This is a genomic window from Paenibacillus sp. P2(2022), from assembly GCF_029522175.1.
GTDB lineage: Bacteria > Bacillota > Bacilli > Paenibacillales > Paenibacillaceae > Paenibacillus > Paenibacillus polymyxa.
The window spans coordinates 312,842-336,611 of sequence record NZ_JAKWFI010000005.1; the positions used below are offsets into that span (position 1 = coordinate 312,842).

Here is a 23,770-nt window from a genome sequence, read left to right on the forward strand (position 1 = left end):
AGAAAAGGGGGATACGATGCAGCCGTATTATTTTGACAATCAAGGACGTTTTGTGATTGAAAATTTTGCGCATGCCAAGCCCTTTTCCAGTTTCTTGCCCGGCATTGCTGGTGTTCAGGGGATTCCCCTGTGGGCGTATTATGTTAATCGTGGACAAGGAATTGCGAGCTTTGGTGTGGAGGATAAAAATGGAGCGATTATGGAATTTTTTCCGGCTAACCGCAGCTATAGCCTCGTACCGATCCATGGCTTCCGTACCTTTTTAAAGGTAAAAAGGCAGGATGAGTGGAGCTATATGGAGCCGTTTTCGGCTGTGCGTCCTTTAGAGCATGAGCAACAAAAAATGTTAATATCCCGCCATATGCTGGAAATTAATAGCTCTCATCCAGATATAGGGCTGGAGGTGCGTGTGCAATATTTTACGCTTCCTCATGAAAGCTACGCTGCTTTGGTGCGCAAGGTTGAGATTGTCAATCATTCCGATCAAGAACTTGAGCTGGAGGTGCTGGACGGCATGCCGGCTGTGCTGCCCTTCGGTATTGACAATACGGCTTACAAGGAGCTTGGATATACACTGAAAAGCTGGATGGATGTGTATAACCTCAATAACAGCATACCTTACTATAAGGTACGTGGAAGTACAGCGGATACAAGTGAGGTCCATCAGATTGAGGTGGGACATTTTATGTATAGCTTTGTGGAGCAGGATGGCAAGGCCAGACTAGTACGTCCCATTGTCGATCCATCCATTATATTTGGTGAAAATACGTCCCTGACCTTCCCTGACTGCTTTATCCATACACGTGTCGAAGACCTGATATCACAGCAGCCAGTGACGACGAATAAAGTGCCTTGTGGGTTTAGCGGTTATGCGGCACGACTGGCGGCAGGTGCAGCTGTAAATTACTGTTCGGTCATCGGGCATGTGAATGATATTCAATTGATCAATGAACGGATTACAGAAATTGCAACGATGTCTTATATCGATCAAAAGGCGAAGGAAGCTAGAACGTTAGTTGAAGAGTTGACGGATGGAATGGCCACGCAGACATCCATTCCGTTGTTTGACGAGTACTGCCGTCAGAGCTATCTGGATAATCTGCTACGTGGGGGTTATCCATTATTGCTGGACAATGGCACGGAGCAACCCTTTGTGTATCATGTATTTTCGCGCAAGCATGGAGATCTGGAACGAGACTATAATTTTTTCAAACTCCAGGCGGGGTATTATTCGCAAGGGAATGGTAATTTCCGCGATGCGAACCAGAATCGGAGAAATGATGTGTGGTTTAACCCGGGCGTCGGAGATTTTAATATTCGTTTGTTTATGAGCCTGATTCAGCCGGACGGCTATAACCCGCTTGTTGTAAAAGGCTGTAGCTTTCAAATACGAGAGCTCGAACCGTTGCTGGAACAGGTGGAAGTGGCGGCCCATTCGTCTTTGTGTACTTTTTTTCAATCATCATTTACCCCGGGCGAGCTGATTCAGCACATCATTCATGACAATATTGGACTAAAGCAAACGGTAGAGACATTTGTGACCGAAGCCCTCAAGCATTCCGAGCAATGCTATGAGGCTGATTTTGGTGAAGGCTTCTGGATCGACCATTGGACTTATAATATGGATCTAATCGAAAGCTATTTAAGTATCTTTCCAGACAAACAAGAAGAACTCCTGCTCTCGGCCAGGGAGTACATGTATTACGACAGTCCCGCATGGGTACAGCCGCGCCGAAACAAATACGTGCAGATGAAGGACGGACGTATTCGTCAGTACGGAGCGGTTGTAGAAAGCAAGGAGAAGAAAGCTCAACTTCACATGCGGACCCGCGATGTTCACTGGGTTCGAACCGGACGAGGCAACGGAGAGATTTACAAGTCCAATTTGTACGAGAAGCTGCTATCCTTGGCTGCCATCAAGCTGTCTACATTAGATCCAGAAGGCTTGGGAATTGAGATGGAGGCGGGGAAACCAGGATGGAATGATTCCATGAACGGACTTCCGGGGCTGTTTGCTTCGGGCTTTAGTGAGCTATGCGAGTTACAGCGACTCGTAAGATTTTTAATACATGCACAGATGAAGCTTTCGGCAGACTTTGTGCTGAGGCTACCGCTAGAGGTAGCCAGGTTGATCCAAGAATTAGGGCTCGCAGTTGAAGAGTACTACCACGATTTTAATGATGCGGAGCCTGAGAATGGTAGTGACGATCATGGCTTCTGGTCACGGATTTCGGATGCTAGAGAAGCATACCGTGAAACGGTTCGCTTTGGATTTGAAGGGACAGAAGCAGCATTATCCTTTGATGATGTACTGGAGTTTTTGCAGCGGGCTGAACGTAAGATTCAAGAGGGGATGGATAAGGCTCTGCGTATAGGAAAGGGGATATACCCAACCTTCTTTTATTATGAAGCCAAAGAATTCGAGGTACAGCAGGATGAGAACGGGGGGTTGTTTGTAAATATACATTCCTTTAAACGCAAGGATATACCGTTCTTCCTGGAAGGACCAACCCGGGCTATGAAAGTAACTGGCGACATTGTAAATGGGAGGAAGCTGTATCGACTTATCAGACAGAGCGAGCTTTACGACAAAAAGCTGGGTATGTATAAGGTGAATGAGAGTCTGGCGGGACAGCCGATTGAACTGGGCCGTTCCAGAGCTTTCACGCCAGGGTGGCTGGAAAATGAATCGATATTTATGCATATGGAATATAAATATTTACTTGAGTGTTTAAAGGTGGGTCTATACACTGAATTTTTTGCAGACATCCAAAAAGCGCTACCCCCTTTTATGGACGCTGCGATCTATGGAAGAAGTACGCTGGAAAACAGTTCCTTTATTGCTAGCAGTGCTAATCCTGATGCAAGTTTGCATGGAACGGGCTATATTGCGAGGCTGAGTGGATCAACGGCAGAATTTATTCATATGTGGCTATGGATGATGACAGGCGGGCAGCCATTTGGCTATGATTCTAGGGGGCTTACCTTGAAGCTGGAGCCCAAGTTGCCAGGCTGGCTGTTCACAGCTACAGGTGAGTTAACCTTCTGCTTTCTCGGAAGCTGCCAGGTGACGTATTATAATACAAGTCGCATGGATACTTACGCGCCGGACTGCATAGTGAAACAGTATATACTGCATTATAGCAATGAGGAACAGAAGACAATAAACCAGGCTGTATTAGACCAAAAAGAGGCGCAGGATGTGAGAGACCGGCTGGTTTCTCGTATCGAGGTGCATCTGGAGAGATCGCTTTAATTCATTTAAGCCGTCATGCTGCCAAACGGAGCATGACGGCTTTTTAAGACCCTAATTTCTTGTATTAGTGCGGAATTACGCGGAAATATCTTGCAAATCTAATATAACAGGGCAGTGGTCACTGCCTGTAATATGGCAATCAATACTCGCATCTATTAAAAGCGGACGAAGCCGCTCCGAGACGAGGAAGTAATCAATCCGCCAGCCGATATTCCGTTCTCTCACCTTTGGCATATAGGACCACCAGGAATAAACATCCGTTCGATCAGGATAAAAATATCTGAAGGTGTCTATAAATCCAGCGTTGAGCAGCTGTGACATGCGGTCTCGTTCCTCGGGCGTGAAGCCAGCATTTCCGTAGTTGGCTTTGGCATTTTTGAGATCGATCTCCTGATGAGCCACGTTCAAGTCTCCGCAAATGATGACAGGCTTCAGAGTGTCTAGTTGTTGCAGATAGTTGCGAAAACGGTCTTCCCATTCGAGCCTGTATGGCAATCGGGATAAATCCCGTTTGGTATTCGGTGTGTACACATTGACAAGATAAAATTTTTCAAATTCCAGCGTAAGGGTTCGACCCTCCGGTTCTTCATTTTCTTCAAGTCCATAATGCACAGAGAGCGGCTTGATTTTGGTGAAAATAGCTGTGCCAGAATACCCTTTTTTCTCAGCATAATTCCAGTATTGCATGTATTCCTCCATGTTCTCCATGAGGATTTGTCCTTCTTGAAGCTTCGTTTCCTGTACGCAAAAAATATCGGCATTCGTTTCTTTTAGATAAGTATAGAATCCTTTGGTTACACAGGCTCTTAAGCCATTTACATTCCAAGATATTAATTTCATTTGATTAAACTCCTTACTACTCCACGCAGTCAAGCGGTGTAATGGGTATATCCTCGATTAAAAGGCTGTCCCAGACAAGCGCTCGAATAGCGCTACGGAAACAGCCTTTTCTACATTAAAATAGGTTGTAATACGATGCTGGCTCCAACGTCCATGGTAGATCTTACGTGGGTGGAAAATAAAAAAAGCTTCCTAAATAGGAAGCTTCGGCTATACGTCCCAGGAGGGATTCGAACCCCCGACCGACGGCTTAGAAGGCCGTTGCTCTATCCAGCTGAGCTACTGGGACATAAAATTCAAGCGAATATTAATATATCATATGGATGAAAAAGATTCAAGTCTTATTTTACATATATCGCTTATTCGGGCTCTACACCACATAAATTCAGACTACACATCGTTTTTTTTGCCTTATAAAAGGGTATGTTAGAATACAGGTGAATATGTTGAAGACGAGTAGTTGAACTTCGGCTGCTGTTTCTCATATAATCTACGAATACTTTAGCTTGCGGAGGAGAGGGGGTGCCTTGAAAATAAAGGACTCCAAGGTGACGACAAAAGAAAATAATATCGTATTGTTTCCGAAGACACTGGACTACTATCAAATTCAACTTACGGTGATGCTTGAAAACGAACGTTACGGAGAGGCGATGGCGATGCTGCGCTTTTTGATGCAGTGTCAGGGACAGGAGCAGAAACAATACGATGAATGGAACGCTCTATCACAATGGTTGGAAGCTGCATTTCCACAGTATGCTGACAGCGGAGCGGTAACGGACAATGTGGAAGAAGACGAAGTCAGTGAAGTTGAGTTGGCTCGCCGTCATGCACGTTTTAAGCAGGAACAGGATGCAGGCTACGGTAACAAGCTTTTGCAGATGGCTATGGATCAACCGTTATCCGAACAGACGATTCTAGCTTTGGAACAGCTATCCTACTTGGAACTGCCGGAGATCGACGATGCTTTGCTTCGCTGGATTACTGAACGGGAAATCCATCCTCTTCTCCAATTCCGTGTTCTACAGACATTGAGACGCCGCGGAATGGAAGGGACGATAGAAATCAGACGAGGGGATGAAAAGACGGAAATCGATATTGAAACGGTTCCGTTACAGCCTGATGAGTTTCCAGAGGCGATTATGCGTATTTTGGAACGGGTAGCTGACCAGACTGAAGTGCATGAGCCCACACTATTCTATTTTGCACAGGAGCTGTGGTCACAGTTTGTGATGGCCGTGTACGGTACTAAAGATTATAGATCAATGTTGATAGAGGAGGACGGAATGCCGGATATTTGGGCAGCAGCACTCCATCAGACCGTTTCGGAAAGTTTGAACGGGAACAACAATGAAGAAGAAACTCGCGCTATATATGGCATTACAGATGCACTGCGCTTCCGTTTTGAGCAAGCATATCGGTCGATGCGAATATTCGTAGCGGCGGGAATGAACACTCCTTAATGACCGGAAACGTTTACCTGTTAAAGCATTCAAGGGCTGCTCTTGAAAAAGACAGTAATGTTAGATATACTATAGTGGTTATTTTGTGTGCGTTGATTGTAATGAAAACTAAGTGAAGATTTTGTTGGAGGGGAAAGCATAAAATGAAAGCAACTTGGGAGAAAATAGAGAAGAACCTTGGGGTTCTTGAAGTTGAGGTAGACGCGGATCGTGTAGCCGCTGCACTCGACAAAGCTTTTAATAAAGTGGTTAAACAAGTAAGCGTACCAGGATTCCGTAAAGGTAAAGTGCCACGTCCTATCTTTGAAAAACGTTATGGCATTGAAAGTCTGTACCAGGATGCAATTGACTTCCTGTTGCCAGAAGCATACAGCCAAGCTGTAGAGCAAACAGACATCTTCCCAGTAGATAGCCCAGATGTTGAAATTGATCAATTTGCTAAAGGCGAAACTTTCAAATTCAAAGCAAAAGTTACGGTTAAACCTGAAGTAACTTTGGGCGATTACAAAGGCGTAGAAGTGCCTGTAAGCAAAATCGAAGTAAGCGACGAAGAACTGGCTCAAGAGCTGGAGCGCCTGCAACAACGTCATGCTGAATTGGTTGTCGTTGATGAAGATGCTGCTCAATCCGGCGATACAGCTATCATTGACTTCGACGGTTCCGTAGACGGTGTACAGTTCGAAGGTGGACAAGCTGAGAAGTATTCTCTGGAACTGGGTTCCAATACCTTTATCCCTGGCTTTGAAGATCAAGTGATTGGTTTGCACACTGGTGATTCCAAGGACGTTGAAGTAACGTTCCCTGAGAACTACCATTCTGCTGACCTCGCTGGTAAACAAGCTGTATTTAAAGTGAAAGTTCATGAACTGAAACGCAAAGTTCTTCCTGAATTGGACGATGAATTTGCTAAAGATGTAAGTGAATTTGATACACTTGCTGAATTCAAGGAAGACTTGAAAAAGCAATTGCTGGAACGCAAAGAAAACGAAGCTAAAGCAGCTCGTGAGGGCGCTGTAGTGGAGAAAGTTGCTGAAAATGCAACAATCGACATTCCTGAGGCAATGGTTAAGAGTGAAGTGCAAAACATGGTTCGCGATTTCGACAACCGTCTGCGCAGCCAAGGCATGAATCTTGAAATGTTCCTCGGCTTCTCCGGTCAAAGCAAAGAAGACCTGGAAGAGCAAATGAAAGCTGATGCTGAGAAGCGCGTACGCAACAACCTCGTGCTGGAGCAAGTGGCTAAAGCAGAAAACATCGAAGTTTCCGAAGCGGAAATTAATGAAGAGCTGCAAAACATGGCTGATGCTTACAAACGTTCTGTAGAAGAGATCCGCAGCATTCTGGAAAGTAACGGCTCGTTCGCTAACTTGAAAGAAGAGATCTCACTGCGCAAAACAATCGCTTTGCTGGTTGAAAACAGCAAAGAAGTTGAAGCGCCAGCTGCAGCTGCTGAGTAATTTAAACGATAAAATATACGGTGTATGCTGTAACAGGCTGCAACGTAGTAATTAGATAAGGATAAGGCACGTAGTGAAAGTTACGTGCCTTATTTTTACCTTAGACAATCCAAATTTTAGTCGTTTATGGAAAGCGCTGTGAATGGTGTTTTCTGTTTTACATAAGTCACTACCGTACATTTGCACATACATACGAAACATGGTTAAATATGAGAAGGTCTCGGCAGGACGTCTGTAAATAGCCTGCATTTTATATATGAGCACAGGCAAATATGACACGAGACTCTGAACATGTTAAAATATTTTGTAAGGTGTTCACGTTTCATGATTGCCGCTTCCGTTTTAATGGGACTTAAGGAAGCGGATGAATACAGGTGTTCATTTTAATAAAGAAAAGAGGTTGGTCGTGATGAGTCTCGTCCCTATGGTTGTGGAACAAACGAATCGAGGAGAACGATCTTACGATATTTACTCGCGGTTGCTTAAGGATCGCATCATTTTCCTAAGTGGCCCGATTGATGACGATGTCGCCAATCTCGTCATTGCACAGCTATTGTTCCTTTCTGCGGAAGACCCGGAGAAGGACATTAATTTGTACATTAACTCGCCAGGCGGTTCTGTTACTGCAGGCATGGGTATATATGATACAATGCAATTCATTAAGCCGGATGTATCGACGATTTGTGTAGGTATGGCTGCTAGTATGGGCTCTTTATTGCTCACAGCCGGTGCACCAGGCAAGAGATATGCACTTACCAATAGTGAAGTTATGATTCACCAGCCGCTCGGCGGCATTCAGGGGCAAGCCTCCGACATGCTGATTCATGCGGACTGGATTATCAAAACACGTGCCAAGCTGAATCAAATCTATGTGGAGCGTACAGGTCAGCCCCTCGAAAAAATCGAACGTGATACTGACCGGGATTTCTTCATGGAAGCGGAAGAGGCGAAAGCATACGGTATCATTGACCAGGTGCTGTCTAAACCGATTAATCTGTAAAGGGGTGGCTCTATGTTTAAATTTAATGATGAAAAAGGACAATTAAAATGTTCTTTCTGCGGTAAATCTCAGGATCAGGTTCGCAAGCTTGTTGCCGGACCGGGCGTATATATATGTGACGAATGCATCGAGTTGTGCACGGAAATTGTGGAGGAAGAATTGGGTCATGAAGAAGAAGTAGATCTGAAAGACATTCCAAAACCAATGCAAATCCGTGAAATTCTGGACCAATATGTTATTGGTCAGGATCAAGCGAAAAAATCATTGTCTGTTGCGGTATATAATCACTACAAACGTATTAATACACAAAACAAAATTGATGATGTGGAATTGCAAAAAAGTAACATTCTGATGCTTGGACCTACAGGTTCGGGTAAAACGTTACTTGCGCAAACCATGGCTAAAATTTTGAACGTCCCATTTGCTATCGCAGATGCCACTTCCCTTACGGAAGCGGGTTATGTGGGTGAAGACGTTGAAAACATTTTGCTGAAACTGATTCAAGCTGCCGATTATGATGTAGAAAAAGCCGAGCGCGGCATTATCTACATTGACGAAATTGATAAAGTAGCCCGCAAATCCGAAAACCCGTCCATTACGCGTGACGTATCGGGTGAAGGTGTACAGCAAGCGTTGCTTAAAATTTTGGAAGGCACAGTTGCTTCTGTACCTCCGCAAGGTGGTCGTAAGCATCCACATCAAGAATTCATTCAAATTGATACCACGAATATCCTGTTCATTTGCGGTGGTGCCTTTGATGGTCTGGAGCAAATGATCAAACGTCGTATCGGTAAGAAGGTCATCGGCTTTAACGCGACTAGTGAACAAAAAGATCTGAAACCAGGCGAATATACCTCCATGGTATTGCCAGAGGATCTGCTGAAATTCGGTCTGATTCCGGAATTCGTAGGACGTTTGCCAGTTATTTCTACGCTGGAGCCGCTTGATGAGAAGACATTGGTTCGTATTTTGTCTGAACCAAAAAATGCCTTGACCAAGCAATATCAGAAGATGCTGGAACTGGACAATGTGCAGCTGGAGTTTAAGCAAGATGCTCTGGAAGCCATTGCTCGTGAGGCGATCAAGCGTAACACGGGTGCCCGTGGCCTTCGTGCAATCATCGAAGGTATTATGCTCGACGTTATGTACGAAGTTCCTTCCCGTGATGATGTGACGACTTGCGTCATCAACGAGCAGGTAGTAAAAGACAAAATCGCACCGGAACTCGGTGGTACAGATAAGGATAAAAAACAAGAAGAGAGCGCCTAAGGATTGATACTTCGCGATCTCTACAACATGAGAAGCCAGATCTCCACTTCACTAAACCTGTATGAGGTTTTATGGGGTGGAGGTTTGGCGTTAATGGGAGAGAAAAGTACATGTTCTTAAGACAAGACACACGTCCCGTTAAAGTCGGGAATCTGACGATTGGCGGCAGCAATGAAGTCATCATCCAAAGCATGTGTACAACCAAAACGGCAGATGTGGAAGCTACAGTAGCTGAGATTCTTCGCTTGGAAGAAGCCGGATGTCAGATAGTGCGGGTTACCGTCAACAATGAGGAAGCTGCCGCAGCTATTAAGGAAATTAAGAAGCGGATTCATATTCCGCTGGTTGCAGATATTCACTTTAATCACAAGCTGGCTCTACTGGCGATTGAAAATGGGATTGACAAGGTTCGTATTAACCCAGGCAACATTGGACGACGTGAAAAAGTGGAAGCAGTCGTTAAGGCGTGTAAAGAAAAAGGGATTCCGATTCGGATTGGTGTGAACGCCGGATCATTGGAACAGCATTTACTGGATAAGTATGGCTACCCGACGCCAGAAGCGATGGTAGAAAGTGCACTGTACCATATCGGGATACTCGAAGAGCTTGATTTCCATGATATTATCGTATCACTGAAGGCTTCTGACGTTCCAATGGCGATTGCGGCTTACACGAAGGCAGCTGAAATTATTAAGTATCCCCTCCATTTGGGCATCACCGAAGCCGGTACACTCTTTACTGGAACGGTTAAAAGCGCAGCGGGTATGGGAGCACTGTTGGCAGCTGGTATCGGGTCCACCATGCGTATTTCGCTAAGTGCCGATCCGGTAGAAGAAGTGAAGGTAGCACGGGAGTTGCTCAAAACGTTTGGGTTGATCACGAACGCAGCTACATTGATTTCTTGTCCGACTTGTGGGCGTCTGGATATTGATCTGTTCTCTATTGCGAACGAGGTAGAGGATTACATTGCAAAACTCAAGGTGCCGATTAAAGTATCTGTACTAGGGTGTGCAGTTAACGGCCCGGGTGAAGCGAAGGAAGCTGATATCGGAATTGCCGGAGCACGCGGAGAAGGTCTATTGTTCCGTTATGGAAAGATGATTCGCAAAGTCCCTGAGGCTGAAATGGTTGACGAATTGAAAAAAGAAATTGATATCATCGTCAAAGCTTATGAGGAAACAGGTAAAATACCCGGACGTGAAGAGCGTCACACTGCCGAGAAAGTGTAGGCATAAGCGGTTATTTTAAAATAGGTATAATCATAAACTAATTGTCATTGTTTAAACACCGTGGAGAGCAGCTCTGCTACAGAACTGTTCTTCGCGGTGTTTTTGTATTTCTCTCTGATCTTTTGAAAGACAGCCGTTTAGCTCTCGTGGAAAAGGAAATACTGTCTTTCATAGAACAGCATTTTCAAATTGCTGAGATGAGAAACGGAGGGAATACGATGGACTTGACTATGATATTGTTATTGGTGCAAATGTTTTTTGGGATTGTTATTGGTCTGTATTTCTGGAACCTTCTACGGAGCCAGAAAACGAACCGTAGTGCGGTGGATCGGGAATCTCGGAAGGAATTGGATAAGTTGCGCAAATTGCGCTCTATTTCACTTACTAAGCCGCTAGCTGAACGCACACGTCCTGCCACGTTACAGGATATCGTCGGTCAGAAGGATGGGCTGCGTGCGCTCAAGGCGGCGTTATGCAGTGCGAATCCGCAGCATGTCATTATTTATGGCCCCCCTGGTGTAGGGAAAACGGCAGCCGCACGTGTGGTGCTGGAAGAGGCCAAGAAGAATCAGTCCTCCCCATTCAAAGGGGATGCTAAATTCACGGAAATTGATGCCACAACGGCCCGTTTTGACGAACGTGGTATTGCGGACCCGTTAATTGGTTCAGTACATGATCCAATCTACCAAGGGGCAGGAGCGATGGGGGTAGCAGGTATCCCTCAACCTAAACCCGGAGCTGTAACGAAGGCTCATGGAGGGATGTTGTTCATTGATGAGATTGGCGAGCTGCATCCAACGCAGATGAATAAGCTGTTGAAAGTGCTGGAGGATCGAAAGGTATTTTTGGAAAGTGCATATTACAATTCTGAAGATTCGCATACTCCTGCATATATTCACGATATTTTCCAAAACGGTTTGCCAGCGGATTTCCGCTTGGTAGGTGCGACGACCCGTTCGCCGCACGAGCTGCCACCTGCTATTCGATCCCGGTGTATGGAAATTTATTTCCGTGCCCTGCAGCCGCAGGAGATTGCTCGTATTGCTGAAGATGCTGTACACAAGCTAGGCTTTGGTCCTTGTCCAGAGGCAGTAGAGGTTGTACAGCGTTACGCGACCAACGGCCGGGAGGCAGTCAATATGATCCAGCTTGCTGCTGGTTTGGCACTTACCGAGAAAAGGGAACGACTCGATGCTTCGGACGTGGAATGGGTAGCGGGTAGCAGCCAAATTCAACCCCGTCCTGATCGAAAAATACCGGGCTTGCCGCAAATCGGATTCGTTAACGGATTAGCTGTATACGGTCCGAATATGGGCATGCTGCTGGAAATTGAAGTTACTGCGGTTCCGGTTCCCGAAGGAAAGGGAAGCTATAATATTACGGGTGTTGTGGATGAAGAAGAGATCGGAGGTAACTCCCGTACACTGCGTCGTAAGAGCATGGCTAAAGGCTCTGTGGAAAATGTTCTGACTGTTTTGCGTACGCTCGGTTTGTCTCCGTCCAATTACGATCTGCATATCAATTTTCCCGGGGGGACGCCAGTAGATGGTCCGTCGGCAGGGATTGCGATGGCAACAGCTATTGCCTCCGCGATGCGGGGAATTCCGGTGGATCATGAAATTGCCATGACTGGCGAGATTAGCATCCATGGTCGAGTCAAGCCGATTGGCGGCGTATTAGCGAAGGTCGAAGCTGCTTTTCAGGCTGGTGCCAAAAAAGTGATCATTCCGCAGGATAACTGGCAAGCTCTATTTGACAGCATTGAGGGACTAAAAGTCATCCCTGTACAGTCGGTGACCGAAGTGTTCCGTCATGTGTTCGGAGAAGAGATGACGACGGATGCGCCTGTACATGCGCCAATTGAGACTTTTCGCCCATCCCAGTCCTCCTTGTTACAGGCGGATGGAACGCATAATGGGACGATTTCAGATACAGGATCTTGCTAATGAACTAGTCTTTCATTGGTTTTTTTATAAAACATTTGATAAAATATGAAAGATAGCAACGTGAGGATTGTAAAATCCGGAACCTGAGAATCACTGGAGGTGCGAAAGCGATGGGACCCACCAAGACAAAAGGTCGTCGTTTTCCTTTGCTGCCTTTAAGAGGACTTCTGGTTTACCCGAGCATGGTTCTGCATCTCGATGTGGGCCGGGAAAAATCGGTCAAGGCTTTGGAAAAAGCGATGGTTGAAGACAATTTGATTCTCCTGTGTTCTCAATCAGAAGTTAATATTGAAGAACCCACACAAGAGGATATTTTTCGAGTCGGCACGGTAGCCAAAGTACGCCAAATGCTCAAGCTTCCCAACGGAACCATTCGAGTATTGGTGGAAGGGCTGGAACGTGCTGAGATTATTCAATATACGGACAATGAAGAATATTACGAGGTAATGGCGAAGGAGCTGCACGAGGCAGAAAATGTGCAGCCTGAAATGGATGCGCTTATGCGCACTGTATTAACTCAGTTCGAGCATTATATCAATTTGTCCAAAAAGGTAACACCGGAGACTCTCGCTGCGGTATCTGATATTGAGGAGCCAGGACGCCTGGCTGATGTGATCACAAGCCATTTGACGCTCAAAATTAAGGAAAAGCAGGATATATTGGAGACGATCGACGTAACTCAGCGTCTGGAGAAGCTTCTAGATATTTTAAACAATGAGCGTGAAGTGCTGGAGCTGGAACGTAAAATCAACCAGCGTGTGAAGAAGCAAATGGAAAAGACGCAGAAGGAGTATTATCTGCGTGAACAAATGAAGGCGATTCAGAAGGAACTTGGTGAGAAGGAAGGTCGCGCAGGAGAAGTTGAAGAACTACGCAACCAGCTAAGTGAACGAGAGTTGCCGGTTCCGGTGAAGGAGAAGGTCGAAAAGGAAATTGACCGTCTGGAAAAAATGCCAGCAAGCTCTGCCGAGGGTGGTGTCATCCGCAATTACGTCGATTGGCTGTTAAGCTTGCCGTGGAACAAGTTCACCGATGATGATCTTGATATTGTCAAAGCAGAAGAAATACTCGATAACGACCATTACGGGCTGGATAAGCCCAAGGAGCGGGTGTTGGAGTATTTGGCTGTGCGCAAACTGGTGAAGACCATTAAGGGACCCATTCTGTGTCTCGTAGGTCCGCCAGGAGTCGGCAAGACCTCGCTGGCTCGCTCGATTGCCAAATCCATGGGTCGGGAATTTGTCCGCATCTCTCTCGGAGGTGTGCGGGATGAAGCGGAAATCCGTGGTCACCGCCGGACTTATGTTGGCGCGATGCCGGGTCGGATTATTCAGGGAATGAAGACCGCAGGAACATCTAATCCAGTCTTTTTGCTGGATGAGATTGATAAAATGGCCTCCGACTTCCGGGGCGATCCATCGGCGGCATTGCTCGAAGTGCTCGATCCTGAACAAAACAACACGTTCAGTGACCATTTTGTTGAGTTGCCGTTTGATCTGTCCAACGTGATGTTTGTAACGACAGCCAATGCTGCACATAATATCCCGCGTCCGCTGATGGATCGTATGGAGACGCTCTATATTCCCGGTTACACCGAACTGGAGAAGTTGGAAATTGCCAATCGGTATCTCCTGCCCAAGCAGAAGAGAGAGCATGGCTTGGGAGAGGAACAGTTGGTTATTGGGGAGGATACGCTGCTGCGTGTCATTCGTGAATATACCCGTGAATCTGGTGTGCGTAATCTTGAACAGCAAATGGCTTCTCTATGCCGCAAGGCGGCGAAGTCAGTTGTATCCGGTGGCGAAGGACCGATTGAAATCACACCGGATAATTTGAAAGATTATTTGGGTACCGCCAAATTCCGTTACGGTGTAGCAGAACTGGAGGATCAGATCGGTACGGTTACAGGCTTGGCGTGGACAGAGGTCGGTGGTGAAACACTGATGATTGAAGTGACGGTCGTGCCTGGGAGCGGGAAACTTATCCTTACGGGTAAACTAGGAGACGTTATGAAAGAATCCGCTCAGGCGGCATTCAGCTACACTCGTTCCAAAGCAGTCGATCTGGGCATCGAATTGGATTTCTATGAGAAAAATGATATCCATATTCATATTCCTGAGGGAGCAATTCCGAAGGATGGTCCATCTGCCGGAATCACGATTGCTACTGCATTAATTTCGGCTTTGACCAACCGTCATGTATCCAAGGATGTAGCGATGACGGGCGAAATTACCCTGCGCGGTCGCGTATTGCCGATTGGTGGTTTGAAAGAAAAATCGCTGGCTGCCCATCGGGCAGGCTACAAAAAAATTCTGCTTCCCAAAGATAATGAACGGGATTTGAAGGATATTCCCGACAGTATCCGGCAGGATGTTGAATTTGTCCCCGTTGCCCATATGGATCAGGTGTTAAAGCATGCTTTGGTTGAGCAGGCAAGGGTACATTAGAGAGGAATTAAAGACACAATGAAAGTAACAAAAGCAGAATTTATAATAAGTGCGGTTGGTCCGGATCAGTTTCCAGTGGACGCTTTGCCAGAGATTGCTCTGGCGGGGCGCTCCAATGTTGGAAAATCATCACTGATTAATCGGATGATTAACCGTAAAAATTTGGCGCGTACCAGTTCTACGCCGGGTAAAACTCAGCAACTCAATTATTACCGGATTAATGATGAGCTTTATTTTGTCGATTTTCCCGGTTACGGTTATGCTAAGGTATCCAAAACGTCACGTAAGGCTTGGGGACAAATGATTGAGTCTTATTTGCTGGAACGTGAGCCGCTCAAGCTGGTGCTACAAATGGTAGATTTGCGCCACCCACCGTCCAAGGATGATATCATGATGTACGACTGGCTGCGCCATAACGGGCTTCCTGTCTGTGTTGTAGGTACAAAAGCAGATAAAATCCCTAAAACACGTCGAGAAAAGCACTATAAGGTAATCAAGCAGGAACTTGGAATACTTCCCGGGGGTTTGTTTATCCCCTTTTCATCCGAAGAAGGCATGGGCAAGGAAGAGCTGTGGTCGGTCATCTCCAGTTATATCGAGAATGACGACGAAGAGCAGACGGAATTGTAAGGTTAGGGGCGTCCTTAAGGGCGCCTTTTTTTTATGATGTTGGATTCAAAAACATTAAACTCACTAAAAGGGTAGGAATAATATATAATAAACAAAGGAAATCGTGGGATTTAAGCATAAAAGTGAGCATATGGAGGATAATACAGCTGCGATTCCGGTATTTTCCGTTTATTTTCGATGAATGGCGGATATTTATGATTTGATACGCAAGAAAGCGCAACAGGACTGATGTATAATAAAGTATAAAGCTTACACTAAAGGTTCAGGAAAGAATTGAGGAGATTGGTATGGCACAGCGGTTAGCCACAGAGTATGTAAAAACCACTTTGACCTTGTCAGAAACCCAAATGGACGAATTTTTGCAGGCAGTGGATGATCCCCAGGTGCATTACCGCATTAAAGTTCTGGATAACGGAAGACAGGAAATCGTTCTAGAGCATATTGCGGGTGAGGAAGTTCATTTATTTTTTGAAGCCAAAGAGGGAGCGTTTGTTTGTGAATTAACTTGCCGCTTAGTGCATCCACAGCTAACCCTGTTTATACGCCAACTATTTGTTCGCTTTAAGGGTGAAGGTATTGTTTACCGCATGTATCAAGGATTCACTATGGTGTATTTTTATAATGAAGGTGCGGTCCGCAAAATTATGGAAAAGAATGCGGAAGGCTCTAGGCTGGTGTTTGAATATAGAAATACAGTGCAAGAACTGCAGCAGCTTTTTCAACATCAGAACGTCGAAAATGAAATAGCAGATATATACAACCTCATTAATTCGTTACTTGACGAACGGAATTTGGCGCGTACTTTCTCTGAGCTGGAACAGATTGACCATAAGCTTCGGATGAGTTGCTCCAAATTGTTTGCACTGGAAGCTTAAAAGGCTGAATATATGGAATGAATTGTTATACAGTGTAGTCCCTTTCTTTGCCGAAAGGGGCTTTTTTATTCCAAAAAAATGATTGCATTTGCTGCACATAGATGTTATTTTTAATCTCGTTGAAAATGAATATAGGAACCAGGATTCACTCAGGACATTGAATGTTGCGAGAGGTTATCCCTCGGAGAAGTGAATGACGTAGGTCCTAGCGGATGAAATTTTTTTCAAACATTTTATTCCTAGGAAGGGGGAACCGAAAGATGGAATTGGAATACTCAACTTTCGGAAGACACGTTGCCGTAGATACTTGGGGTGTTGAGTTTGAATTACTGAATGATGCGCAGTTTCTGGAGACTCAATTAGTTGAAGCTGCTGAAGCTTGCGGAGCAACGGTGATGTCCGTTCAATCCAAGCAATTCGAACCACAGGGAGCTACCGTGCTTGTACTGTTGTCGGAGAGTCATCTCTCTATTCATACGTATCCTGAGAGAGGGTTTGCCGCTATTGATTGTTATACTTGCGGTGAGACTGTTGATCCGCAGCTGGCTATTGATTACCTGGTATCCGTTCTAAAACCGAAAAAAACATATGCGAAGAAGCTAATTCGCGGCTTGGGAGAACTTCAGGTGGAATCACCGAAGTGCAAGTTGGCTGAGTTGGTATAAATCTTTTTTTATGGAGCCTTTTGTGCGTCCTATATTATAACCATGGAACAATTCCATGGTTATTTGTTTTAAAAGTAGTTCAAACTAAACTAAATCATACAGAACGTGCTGGATGTTTATGAAAGCTATCCAATTTTCATAAACAATTCATAAAACAGCCGAAGGGGATTCGGACTTCTGTGATATAATTAACATAGTTTATGATAACAATGAGTATTCTTATTACAGTTTAGGCAGGTGAATTTTACAATGCACATCGTCGTTGTTGGGTTGAATTATCGTACGGCGCCTGTGGAAGTCAGAGAACGGTTTACATTTGCAGAACAGGATTTGCCAAAAGCGCTGGAGCAACTCAAACTTACCAAAAGTGTGTTGGAGGGCGTAGTTGTCGCAACCTGCAATCGGACTGAAATATATGTTGTGGTCGACCGCCTTCACATGTGCGGTTATTTTATACGCAGTTTTATGGAGCAATGGTTTGGTATTCCTCGTGATCAGTTTACACAACATTTATATATATATGAAGACGAGCAGGCAATTCGGCATTTGTTCCGTGTGACTTGTGGTCTGGATTCCATGGTCATCGGAGAAACACAAATTTTGGGTCAGGTAAAGAATGCTTTTCTCCAGGCTCAATCTCAGAAAATTACAGCAACGTGGTTTAATATGCTGTTTAAGCAGGCCGTCACATTGGGCAAGCGTGCCCATTCGGAGACGTCTATTGGAGAAAGTGCCGTATCTGTTAGCTATGCAGCCGTTGAGCTGGGCAAACGGATTTTCGGGATGTTTACGGATAAAAAGGTACTAATCCTCGGTGCTGGTAAAATGAGTGAGCTTACCGTTAAGCATTTGTACAGCGGCGGAGCTGCCGAGGTTATTGTAGCAAATCGAACTTTGTCCCGCGCCGAGGATCTGGCCTCCAAGTTTAATGGAACACCAGTTACGATGGAGGAAGGCATGAATCGGTTGGCGGATGTGGATATTGTGATTAGCTCGACTGGTGCTCAGGGGTATATTCTGGATCGCAACCGTGTCGAAGCCAGTATGAAACGTCGTCAGTCTCGTCCTTTGTTTATGATTGATATCGCGGTTCCGCGCGATTTGGATCCGGCTATTGGCGAATTGCAGAATGTTTTCCTATATGATATTGATGATCTGGAAGGGATCGTGGAGAGCAACCTGGAAATGCGTCGTACTGAAGCTGCAAAAATCGAGCATATGATCGAAGATGAGCTTAGCGAGTTTTATCAATGGTTGAAAACGATGGGAGTGCGTCCGGTGATTCGTGCATTACAGGAAAAAGCGGAGTCTATACATCAGGATACGCTGGAAAGCTTGTATAACAAGCTTCCCGAGCTGGATGAACGGCAGCGTAAAGTGATAAGCCGCTTGACGAAAAGTATGCTGAATCAGATGATGCATGATCCGATCAATCGGGTTAAGGAACTGGCTGTCCAAAAGCAGGGAAATGAGGCGCTAGACATGTTTAGCCACATTTTTGCTCTGGAGGATCGTTTGGAGGACGCTGCTCAGAAAGTAGATAAAAGCGATGCATCTGCGTTGATAAAACCGGAGGCTGGTGTTCATGGAAAAACCGGTCAGGCTCAGGCTTTGCCAGCGTCGTTTGCGCCGGCCAGCCTGTAAAGGTGGGTGAACAGACATGGCCTCAGGCATGCTTATATATGATTCAATGATTTATGTTTTTGCCCTGAGCCTTCTGTTTGTATTTTCGGATGGAATTCGTCGCAATGCGAATGCTAAACGGACAGGTACAGGGCTTCTTCTTGTCGTTGTAGTGCTCCAGCTTGTTTTTATGGGAATGAGAACCTGGAATGAAGGGCATCTTCCCATTTTCGTGACCTACGACTTTCTGTTTCTGTTTTCATTTATTCTGGTACTGATTTCTTTGATTCTGTCACGTTATCAGCGATCGGAATTTGCAGTATTGCTGCTTAATATCATTAGCTTTGCTGTTCTTGTGCTTAACAATATATGGATGGAGCCGATCGACAACCCGCTTGGAAATTGGCATACAGTACATGGGCTGCTTCTGATTCATATTGCGCTGGCTAATCTTGGATTTGTCGCGATGACGGTAGCAGCTGTATTTTCGGGATTGTATCTGTTTTTGCATCGTAAATTGAAAGTAAAGAAATGGAATGACACGATCAAGCGCCTGCCGAGTCTGGAAATGATGGATCGGTATACACATATGGCGCTGTTAATTGGTACTCCTCTGCTGGGAGTTTCTATTGTCGTGGCTGTCATTTCTATTATTGCCGAGGAACGTTGGCGTCTTTTACTAGATACCAAAGTGCTGATGACAGCGATTGCCTTATGCGTGTATATTGTATTTTTAGTGAGCAAAAGATTGAACCAGCGTTCAGGCCTTGTCATGGCAAAGTGGTCTTTGGTTGGCTACACGCTACTAATTCTTAATTTTTTGCTGAATTCCTGGTCTGTATTTCATCAGTGGACGGGAGAGTGAAAAGCCACTTGCAGCATTTTGTCCCGATTTCGTTGAATTGTAACAATAAGCTCTGTTGTGTTGTAGGCGGCGGCAGGATTGCGGAACGAAAGGTTAAGGGGATGATGGAAAGTGGGGCGTCCATTACCGTCATTAGCCCGAATATAACGCCGGATTTGCAGATCCTGGCCGATCACAAGCAGCTCCACTGGGTAAATCGCGTATATCGCGAGGGTGACCTCCAGGGAGCCTTTCTTGTATATGCCGCTACGAACCAGAGAGAAGTGAATAATAAGGTTGCGCATGAGGCCAGACAAAGGGGTATACTGGTAAATGTGGCGGATCGCTCGGAAGAGGGAGATTTTATAACGCCGGGCATCATCCAACGAGGGAGACTGACGATTAGTATTTCCACCGAAGGGGCAGGCCCCGCTGTGACCGCTGATATTACATCAGCCTTGGATACGTTGTTCGGTAGCGAATATGAGCCTTATCTGGATTTTATGCACGATATGCGACAGGTCATCAAACGTAAGATAAGTTCCCCACAGCAAAGGACCAAACTATTAAGACGCTTGGCGAGTAGCGGAATTTTGGAACAGATACGACGTCATGAATTTATGGCTTGGACCGAAAAAGAAATAGATCTATGGATTGCGCAAAATCAGGAGGAATAACATGCGAACAATTGTGGTAGGCAGCAGACAGAGCGCTCTGGCGTTAACTCAGACCGGGCATGTCATTGAGGATTTGAATGCACTGTGCGCGGAGCATGGATTGAATTTACAATTTGTCGTCAAAAAAATCCTGACCAAGGGTGATCGAATATTGGATGTAACCTTGTCCAAAGTGGGTGGCAAAGGACTTTTTGTCAAAGAGATTGAACAGGCCATGCTGGCTGGTGAGATTGATATGGCAGTACATAGTATGAAGGATATGCCGTCCGAATTGCCGGAAGGTCTTGTCAATGGCGCTGTACCGCGCCGTGAGGACCCACGCGATTGCCTAATTACATTGGGCGCCAAGAGTCTGGAGGATTTGCCTTCAGGAGCCAAGGTGGGCACAAGCAGCTTGCGCAGAGCCAGTCAAATCAAGTCCATGCGACCTGATCTACAATTAGAGCCAGTACGTGGCAATATTGATTCCCGTCTGAAAAAGCTGGAGACGGAAGGTTTTGACGCCATCATTTTGGCAGCAGCAGGTTTGCACCGGATGGGCTGGAAAGACCGCATTACGTCCTATATACCAGAGGAGGCATGCTTACCGGCAGTGGGACAGGGAGCGCTCGGTATTGAATGCCGTGCGAGCGATGAAGAGCTATTGGCATTGTTGAAACTCTACAACCACCAGGATACCTCGGCTACGGTTGCGGCTGAGCGAACCTTTCTGGGTGTGTTAAATGGGGGATGCCAAGTGCCAATCGGAGCTCATGCGGTTTGGGCTGATCAAGAAATCAGCCTCACAGGGATGGTAGGTTCGCCAGATGGCGAGGTTATTTTGAAGGAAACGCTCCAGGGAAATGATCCGCAGAAGCTGGGAGAAGCGGTGGCGGCCAGTTTGATAGCCAAAGGAGCGGAACAGATTCTGGCGCAGGTGAGGGGATAGTGGAATGGTGGGAAAGGTATATTTAGTAGGTGCAGGACCCGGAGATGCAAGATTAATTACGGTCAAGGGTTGGGAGTGCATTCAACTGGGCGATGTCATTGTGTATGACAGACTGGCAAGCCCTCGCCTCTTGGGGCTGATGAAGCCAGGGGCCCAAAAAATATATGTCGGCAAACTGCCAGATCGTCACACCATGAAGCAAGAGGAAATTAATCAGCTGCTGGTGGATTTAGCCTTGGAAGGAAAGACAGTCGTCCGGCTCAAAGGGGGAGACCCCACTATTTTTGGGCGAGTCGGCGAGGAAGCCGGGCTATTACGTAAACACGGTATTTCCTATGAAATCATACCTGGCATCACATCAGCCATCAGCGTGCCTGCGTATGCAGGCATTCCCGTTACACATCGGGAGATGGCCTCGTCGCTGTCTATCATTACAGGTCATGAAAGTCCGGATAAACTCGATAAAAGTATTCATTGGGATAAAGTAACGAACGCAACGGGTACACTGATCTTTATGATGGGTGTAGCGAAGATCGGCTATATCAGTGATCAGCTGATAAAGCATGGTAAGCCGTCCGATACTCCAGTTGCTTTGATTCGTTGGGGGACCCGCGCCGAGCAAGATACGCTAGTTGGTACGCTGGCGGATATTGAAGCCAAAGTGAAGGCAGCGAATTTTCAACCGCCCGCCGTCATCGTTGTCGGAGAAGTGGTCAATCAGCGTGAACAGTTAAAATGGGCAGAGGATATGCCTTTGTTTGGCAAGCGAATTTTGGTTACTCGCGCACGCGCGCAAGCCAGCAGTCTGGTTCACCGGATTGAAGAGCTTGGCGGTGAACCTTATGAATTCCCAGTTATCCAGACCGTCGTCCCTTCGGACGAGCAGGCAAAGCTGAAAATTAAAGAGGCATTTGCGAGACTTCCTGAATATGACTGGGTGTTTTTTACCAGCGTTAACGGGGTGGAATACTTTTTCACTCATTTAAAGGAACAGGGCAAGGATGTACGTGCGCTATACAAAGCTCGTATTGCCGCAGTCGGACCAGCCACAGCAGACGCACTTCGAAAACACGGAATTGTAGCAGAACAGATCGAAGGACCTTTTCAGGCAGAGGGATTGCTTGAGGCGTTTGAACAGGATTTGCAGGCAGGACAAAGCGTATTTCTGCCAAGAGGTGATCTCGCTCGCTCCTGGTTGCCGGATCAGCTGAGGGAGATGGGACTTCATGTGACCGAGGCTGATTTGTATCAAACGGTATTGGCTGCCAACACACAGGATGATGAACTTCTCAAGCTGCTGGAGGAGCGTGCCATTCACGCGATTACGTTTACCAGTTCCTCAACCGTAACCTTTTTCTTGGAAGCCCTCAGACAAATGGGGATCAGTGATCCAGTATCGCTGCTGGAGGGAGTTACGATCGCTGTGATCGGCCCCTTGACTGGTGAGACAGCAACCCAAGCCGGATTGACTGTCAGTTTGATGTCAGAGAAGGCGACCATTGAAAGTCTAATTCAATCGCTATGTGACTGGAAACAATCAAGTACGGTTATGACATTATAAATTTTAATTTTTACAAATGAATGTATAAAAAAATGGAGGTTTGTAATTATGAGTGTCCCTTTTACCAGACATCGTCGTTTGCGTCAGTCAGCTGCCATCCGCAGCATGGTGCGTGAAACGGTTTTGAATCCGTCTGATTTCATCCAACCGATCTACGTAACATTTGGTACTGGAGTGAAACAGGAGATTAGCTCCATGCCAGGTGTATACCGTTTTTCTCTGGATCGGCTGGAGGAAGAACTGAAAGAAATTAGTGAGCTTGGCATTCCTGCTGTGCTCCTGTTTGGCATACCAGAAACCAAAGACAGTGTAGGGACTTCAGCTTTTGTGGACAACGGTATTGTTCAGGAAGCTACTCGTTTGATCAAATCGCGTTATCCCGAACTGCTGGTCGTGGCAGACACTTGTTTGTGTGAGTTTACGGACCATGGACACTGCGGTATGGTACACATGCATGAGCATGATGGTGAAGTGTGCGGTGAAGTATTGAATGATGAATCTCTGGAGGTGCTGGTACGCACAGCCGTTTCTCAGGCCAGAGCCGGTGCAGATATTATCGCTCCTTCTAATATGATGGACGGTTTTGTACAGGCGATTCGGCAGGGACTCGATCTGGAAGGTTTTTCACATATTCCGATTATGTCGTATTCCGTCAAATATGCGTCTGCTTTTTATGGTCCTTTCCGTGAAGCTGCTGATTCTGCGCCGCAGTTTGGTGACCGCAAATCCTATCAGATGGACCCTGCCAATGCACGTGAGGCGTTGCGGGAAGCGGAGTCTGACGTGATGGAGGGTGCAGACATGCTGATGGTGAAGCCTTCTCTTTCTTATCTGGATGTAATGCGCACCATTAAGGACCAATTTGATTTGCCTATGGTGGCTTACAATGTCAGTGGTGAATATGCAATGGTCAAAGCGGCAGCCCTCCAAGGCTGGATTGATGAAAAAGCGATGGTGCTGGAGATTCTGACAAGCATGAAGCGTGCCGGTGCAGATATGATTATTACCTATTCTGCCAAGGATGCGGCAAGATGGTTGAAGCAATAAGTGTATTTTTCAGAAG

The 23,770-nt window shown here is 46.0% G+C and carries 18 protein-coding genes and 1 tRNA gene; 17 read left to right on the forward strand and 2 right to left on the reverse strand.

The genetic code is table 11. The features are described 5' to 3' along the window. Positions 1-16: 16 nt before the first annotated feature. Positions 17-3,256 (forward strand): hypothetical protein, encoded by a 3,240-nt coding sequence (locus tag MMB75_RS18415; protein WP_019688419.1) that lies wholly within the window; start codon positions 17-19, stop codon positions 3,254-3,256. 75 nt (positions 3,257-3,331) lie between these two features. Here MMB75_RS18415 and MMB75_RS18420 read toward each other — a convergent pair whose 3' ends face one another. Beyond that, positions 3,332-4,096, reverse strand: a complete 765-nt coding sequence (locus MMB75_RS18420) for an exodeoxyribonuclease III (protein ID WP_016818629.1) — start codon at positions 4,094-4,096, stop codon at positions 3,332-3,334. Positions 4,097-4,311: 215 nt separating this feature from the next. Continuing rightward, positions 4,312-4,385, reverse strand: a tRNA-Arg gene (locus tag MMB75_RS18425). Positions 4,386-4,623: 238 nt separating this feature from the next. Between MMB75_RS18425 and MMB75_RS18430 the strand changes: the two genes are divergently transcribed. From MMB75_RS18430 to hemB, 16 genes are all read left to right on the forward strand, one after another. Further along, the gene (locus MMB75_RS18430) at positions 4,624-5,556 is read left to right on the forward strand and encodes a hypothetical protein (protein WP_019688418.1); all 933 of its coding nucleotides are present in this window, start codon (positions 4,624-4,626) and stop codon (positions 5,554-5,556) included. A 143-nt stretch (positions 5,557-5,699) separates the two neighbouring features. Next, on the forward strand, positions 5,700-7,013 hold the full coding sequence (gene tig / locus MMB75_RS18435) for a trigger factor (RefSeq protein ID WP_017427409.1): 1,314 nt from the start codon (positions 5,700-5,702) through the stop codon (positions 7,011-7,013). A 409-nt stretch (positions 7,014-7,422) separates the two neighbouring features. Then, positions 7,423-8,013 (forward strand): ATP-dependent Clp endopeptidase proteolytic subunit ClpP, encoded by a 591-nt coding sequence (gene clpP / locus MMB75_RS18440; RefSeq protein ID WP_016324659.1) that lies wholly within the window; start codon positions 7,423-7,425, stop codon positions 8,011-8,013. A 12-nt stretch (positions 8,014-8,025) separates the two neighbouring features. Next, on the forward strand, positions 8,026-9,282 hold the full coding sequence (gene clpX, locus MMB75_RS18445; protein WP_013372695.1) for an ATP-dependent protease ATP-binding subunit ClpX: 1,257 nt from the start codon (positions 8,026-8,028) through the stop codon (positions 9,280-9,282). A gap of 110 nt (positions 9,283-9,392) precedes the next feature. Next, a complete protein-coding gene (ispG, locus tag MMB75_RS18450; protein WP_017427410.1) occupies positions 9,393-10,511 on the forward strand; it encodes a flavodoxin-dependent (E)-4-hydroxy-3-methylbut-2-enyl-diphosphate synthase in 1,119 nt (372 codons plus the stop codon). Between the two features lie 218 nt (positions 10,512-10,729). Then, a complete protein-coding gene (gene lonB / locus MMB75_RS18455) occupies positions 10,730-12,457 on the forward strand; it encodes an ATP-dependent protease LonB (protein WP_016324658.1) in 1,728 nt (575 codons plus the stop codon). A gap of 110 nt (positions 12,458-12,567) precedes the next feature. Beyond that, positions 12,568-14,904, forward strand: coding sequence for an endopeptidase La (gene lon / locus MMB75_RS18460; RefSeq protein ID WP_277509606.1), 2,337 nt, complete (start codon positions 12,568-12,570; stop codon positions 14,902-14,904). Between the two features lie 18 nt (positions 14,905-14,922). Beyond that, positions 14,923-15,534, forward strand: a complete 612-nt coding sequence (yihA, locus tag MMB75_RS18465) for a ribosome biogenesis GTP-binding protein YihA/YsxC (RefSeq protein WP_013372691.1) — start codon at positions 14,923-14,925, stop codon at positions 15,532-15,534. A 287-nt stretch (positions 15,535-15,821) separates the two neighbouring features. After that, positions 15,822-16,409, forward strand: a complete 588-nt coding sequence (locus tag MMB75_RS18470; protein WP_013372690.1) for a hypothetical protein — start codon at positions 15,822-15,824, stop codon at positions 16,407-16,409. Positions 16,410-16,675: 266 nt separating this feature from the next. Beyond that, positions 16,676-17,074: an adenosylmethionine decarboxylase gene (gene speD / locus MMB75_RS18475; protein ID WP_277509688.1), complete on the forward strand. Its 399-nt coding sequence runs from the start codon at positions 16,676-16,678 to the stop codon at positions 17,072-17,074. A 249-nt stretch (positions 17,075-17,323) separates the two neighbouring features. Beyond that, positions 17,324-18,718: a glutamyl-tRNA reductase gene (gene hemA, locus MMB75_RS18480; protein WP_013372688.1), complete on the forward strand. Its 1,395-nt coding sequence runs from the start codon at positions 17,324-17,326 to the stop codon at positions 18,716-18,718. A gap of 16 nt (positions 18,719-18,734) precedes the next feature. After that, positions 18,735-19,562, forward strand: coding sequence for a cytochrome c biogenesis protein CcsA (ccsA, locus tag MMB75_RS18485; RefSeq protein ID WP_058830511.1), 828 nt, complete (start codon positions 18,735-18,737; stop codon positions 19,560-19,562). A gap of 8 nt (positions 19,563-19,570) precedes the next feature. Further along, entirely contained in the window at positions 19,571-20,218 is a 648-nt protein-coding gene (locus MMB75_RS18490; RefSeq protein ID WP_277509615.1) for a precorrin-2 dehydrogenase/sirohydrochlorin ferrochelatase family protein, read from the forward strand. Between the two features lies 1 nt (position 20,219). Continuing rightward, on the forward strand, positions 20,220-21,146 hold the full coding sequence (hemC, locus tag MMB75_RS18495; protein WP_045244836.1) for a hydroxymethylbilane synthase: 927 nt from the start codon (positions 20,220-20,222) through the stop codon (positions 21,144-21,146). A 4-nt stretch (positions 21,147-21,150) separates the two neighbouring features. Then, the gene (cobA, locus tag MMB75_RS18500; protein ID WP_045244835.1) at positions 21,151-22,707 is read left to right on the forward strand and encodes a uroporphyrinogen-III C-methyltransferase; all 1,557 of its coding nucleotides are present in this window, start codon (positions 21,151-21,153) and stop codon (positions 22,705-22,707) included. 48 nt (positions 22,708-22,755) lie between these two features. Then, the gene (gene hemB / locus MMB75_RS18505) at positions 22,756-23,754 is read left to right on the forward strand and encodes a porphobilinogen synthase (protein ID WP_017427414.1); all 999 of its coding nucleotides are present in this window, start codon (positions 22,756-22,758) and stop codon (positions 23,752-23,754) included. The last annotated feature ends 16 nt before the right edge of the window (positions 23,755-23,770 follow it).

What these genes read in the sequence shown, in the direction of transcription:
- clpX (WP_013372695.1), top strand. Translation starts at nt 8,026, where the DNA reads ATGTTTAAATTTAATGATGAAAAAGGACAATTAAAATGTTCTTTCTGC.
- clpP (WP_016324659.1), top strand. Translation starts at nt 7,423, where the DNA reads ATGAGTCTCGTCCCTATGGTTGTGGAACAAACGAATCGAGGAGAACGA.
- tig (WP_017427409.1), top strand. Translation starts at nt 5,700, where the DNA reads ATGAAAGCAACTTGGGAGAAAATAGAGAAGAACCTTGGGGTTCTTGAA.
- ccsA (WP_058830511.1), top strand. Translation starts at nt 18,735, where the DNA reads ATGGCCTCAGGCATGCTTATATATGATTCAATGATTTATGTTTTTGCC.
- hemB (WP_017427414.1), top strand. Translation starts at nt 22,756, where the DNA reads ATGAGTGTCCCTTTTACCAGACATCGTCGTTTGCGTCAGTCAGCTGCC.
- lonB (WP_016324658.1), top strand. Translation starts at nt 10,730, where the DNA reads ATGGACTTGACTATGATATTGTTATTGGTGCAAATGTTTTTTGGGATT.
- lon (WP_277509606.1), top strand. Translation starts at nt 12,568, where the DNA reads ATGGGACCCACCAAGACAAAAGGTCGTCGTTTTCCTTTGCTGCCTTTA.
- MMB75_RS18420 (WP_016818629.1), bottom strand. Translation starts at nt 4,096, where the DNA reads ATGAAATTAATATCTTGGAATGTAAATGGCTTAAGAGCCTGTGTAACC.
- cobA (WP_045244835.1), top strand. Translation starts at nt 21,151, where the DNA reads ATGGTGGGAAAGGTATATTTAGTAGGTGCAGGACCCGGAGATGCAAGA.
- hemC (WP_045244836.1), top strand. Translation starts at nt 20,220, where the DNA reads ATGCGAACAATTGTGGTAGGCAGCAGACAGAGCGCTCTGGCGTTAACT.
- ispG (WP_017427410.1), top strand. Translation starts at nt 9,393, where the DNA reads ATGTTCTTAAGACAAGACACACGTCCCGTTAAAGTCGGGAATCTGACG.
- MMB75_RS18470 (WP_013372690.1), top strand. Translation starts at nt 15,822, where the DNA reads ATGGCACAGCGGTTAGCCACAGAGTATGTAAAAACCACTTTGACCTTG.
- yihA (WP_013372691.1), top strand. Translation starts at nt 14,923, where the DNA reads ATGAAAGTAACAAAAGCAGAATTTATAATAAGTGCGGTTGGTCCGGAT.
- hemA (WP_013372688.1), top strand. Translation starts at nt 17,324, where the DNA reads ATGCACATCGTCGTTGTTGGGTTGAATTATCGTACGGCGCCTGTGGAA.
- MMB75_RS18415 (WP_019688419.1), top strand. Translation starts at nt 17, where the DNA reads ATGCAGCCGTATTATTTTGACAATCAAGGACGTTTTGTGATTGAAAAT.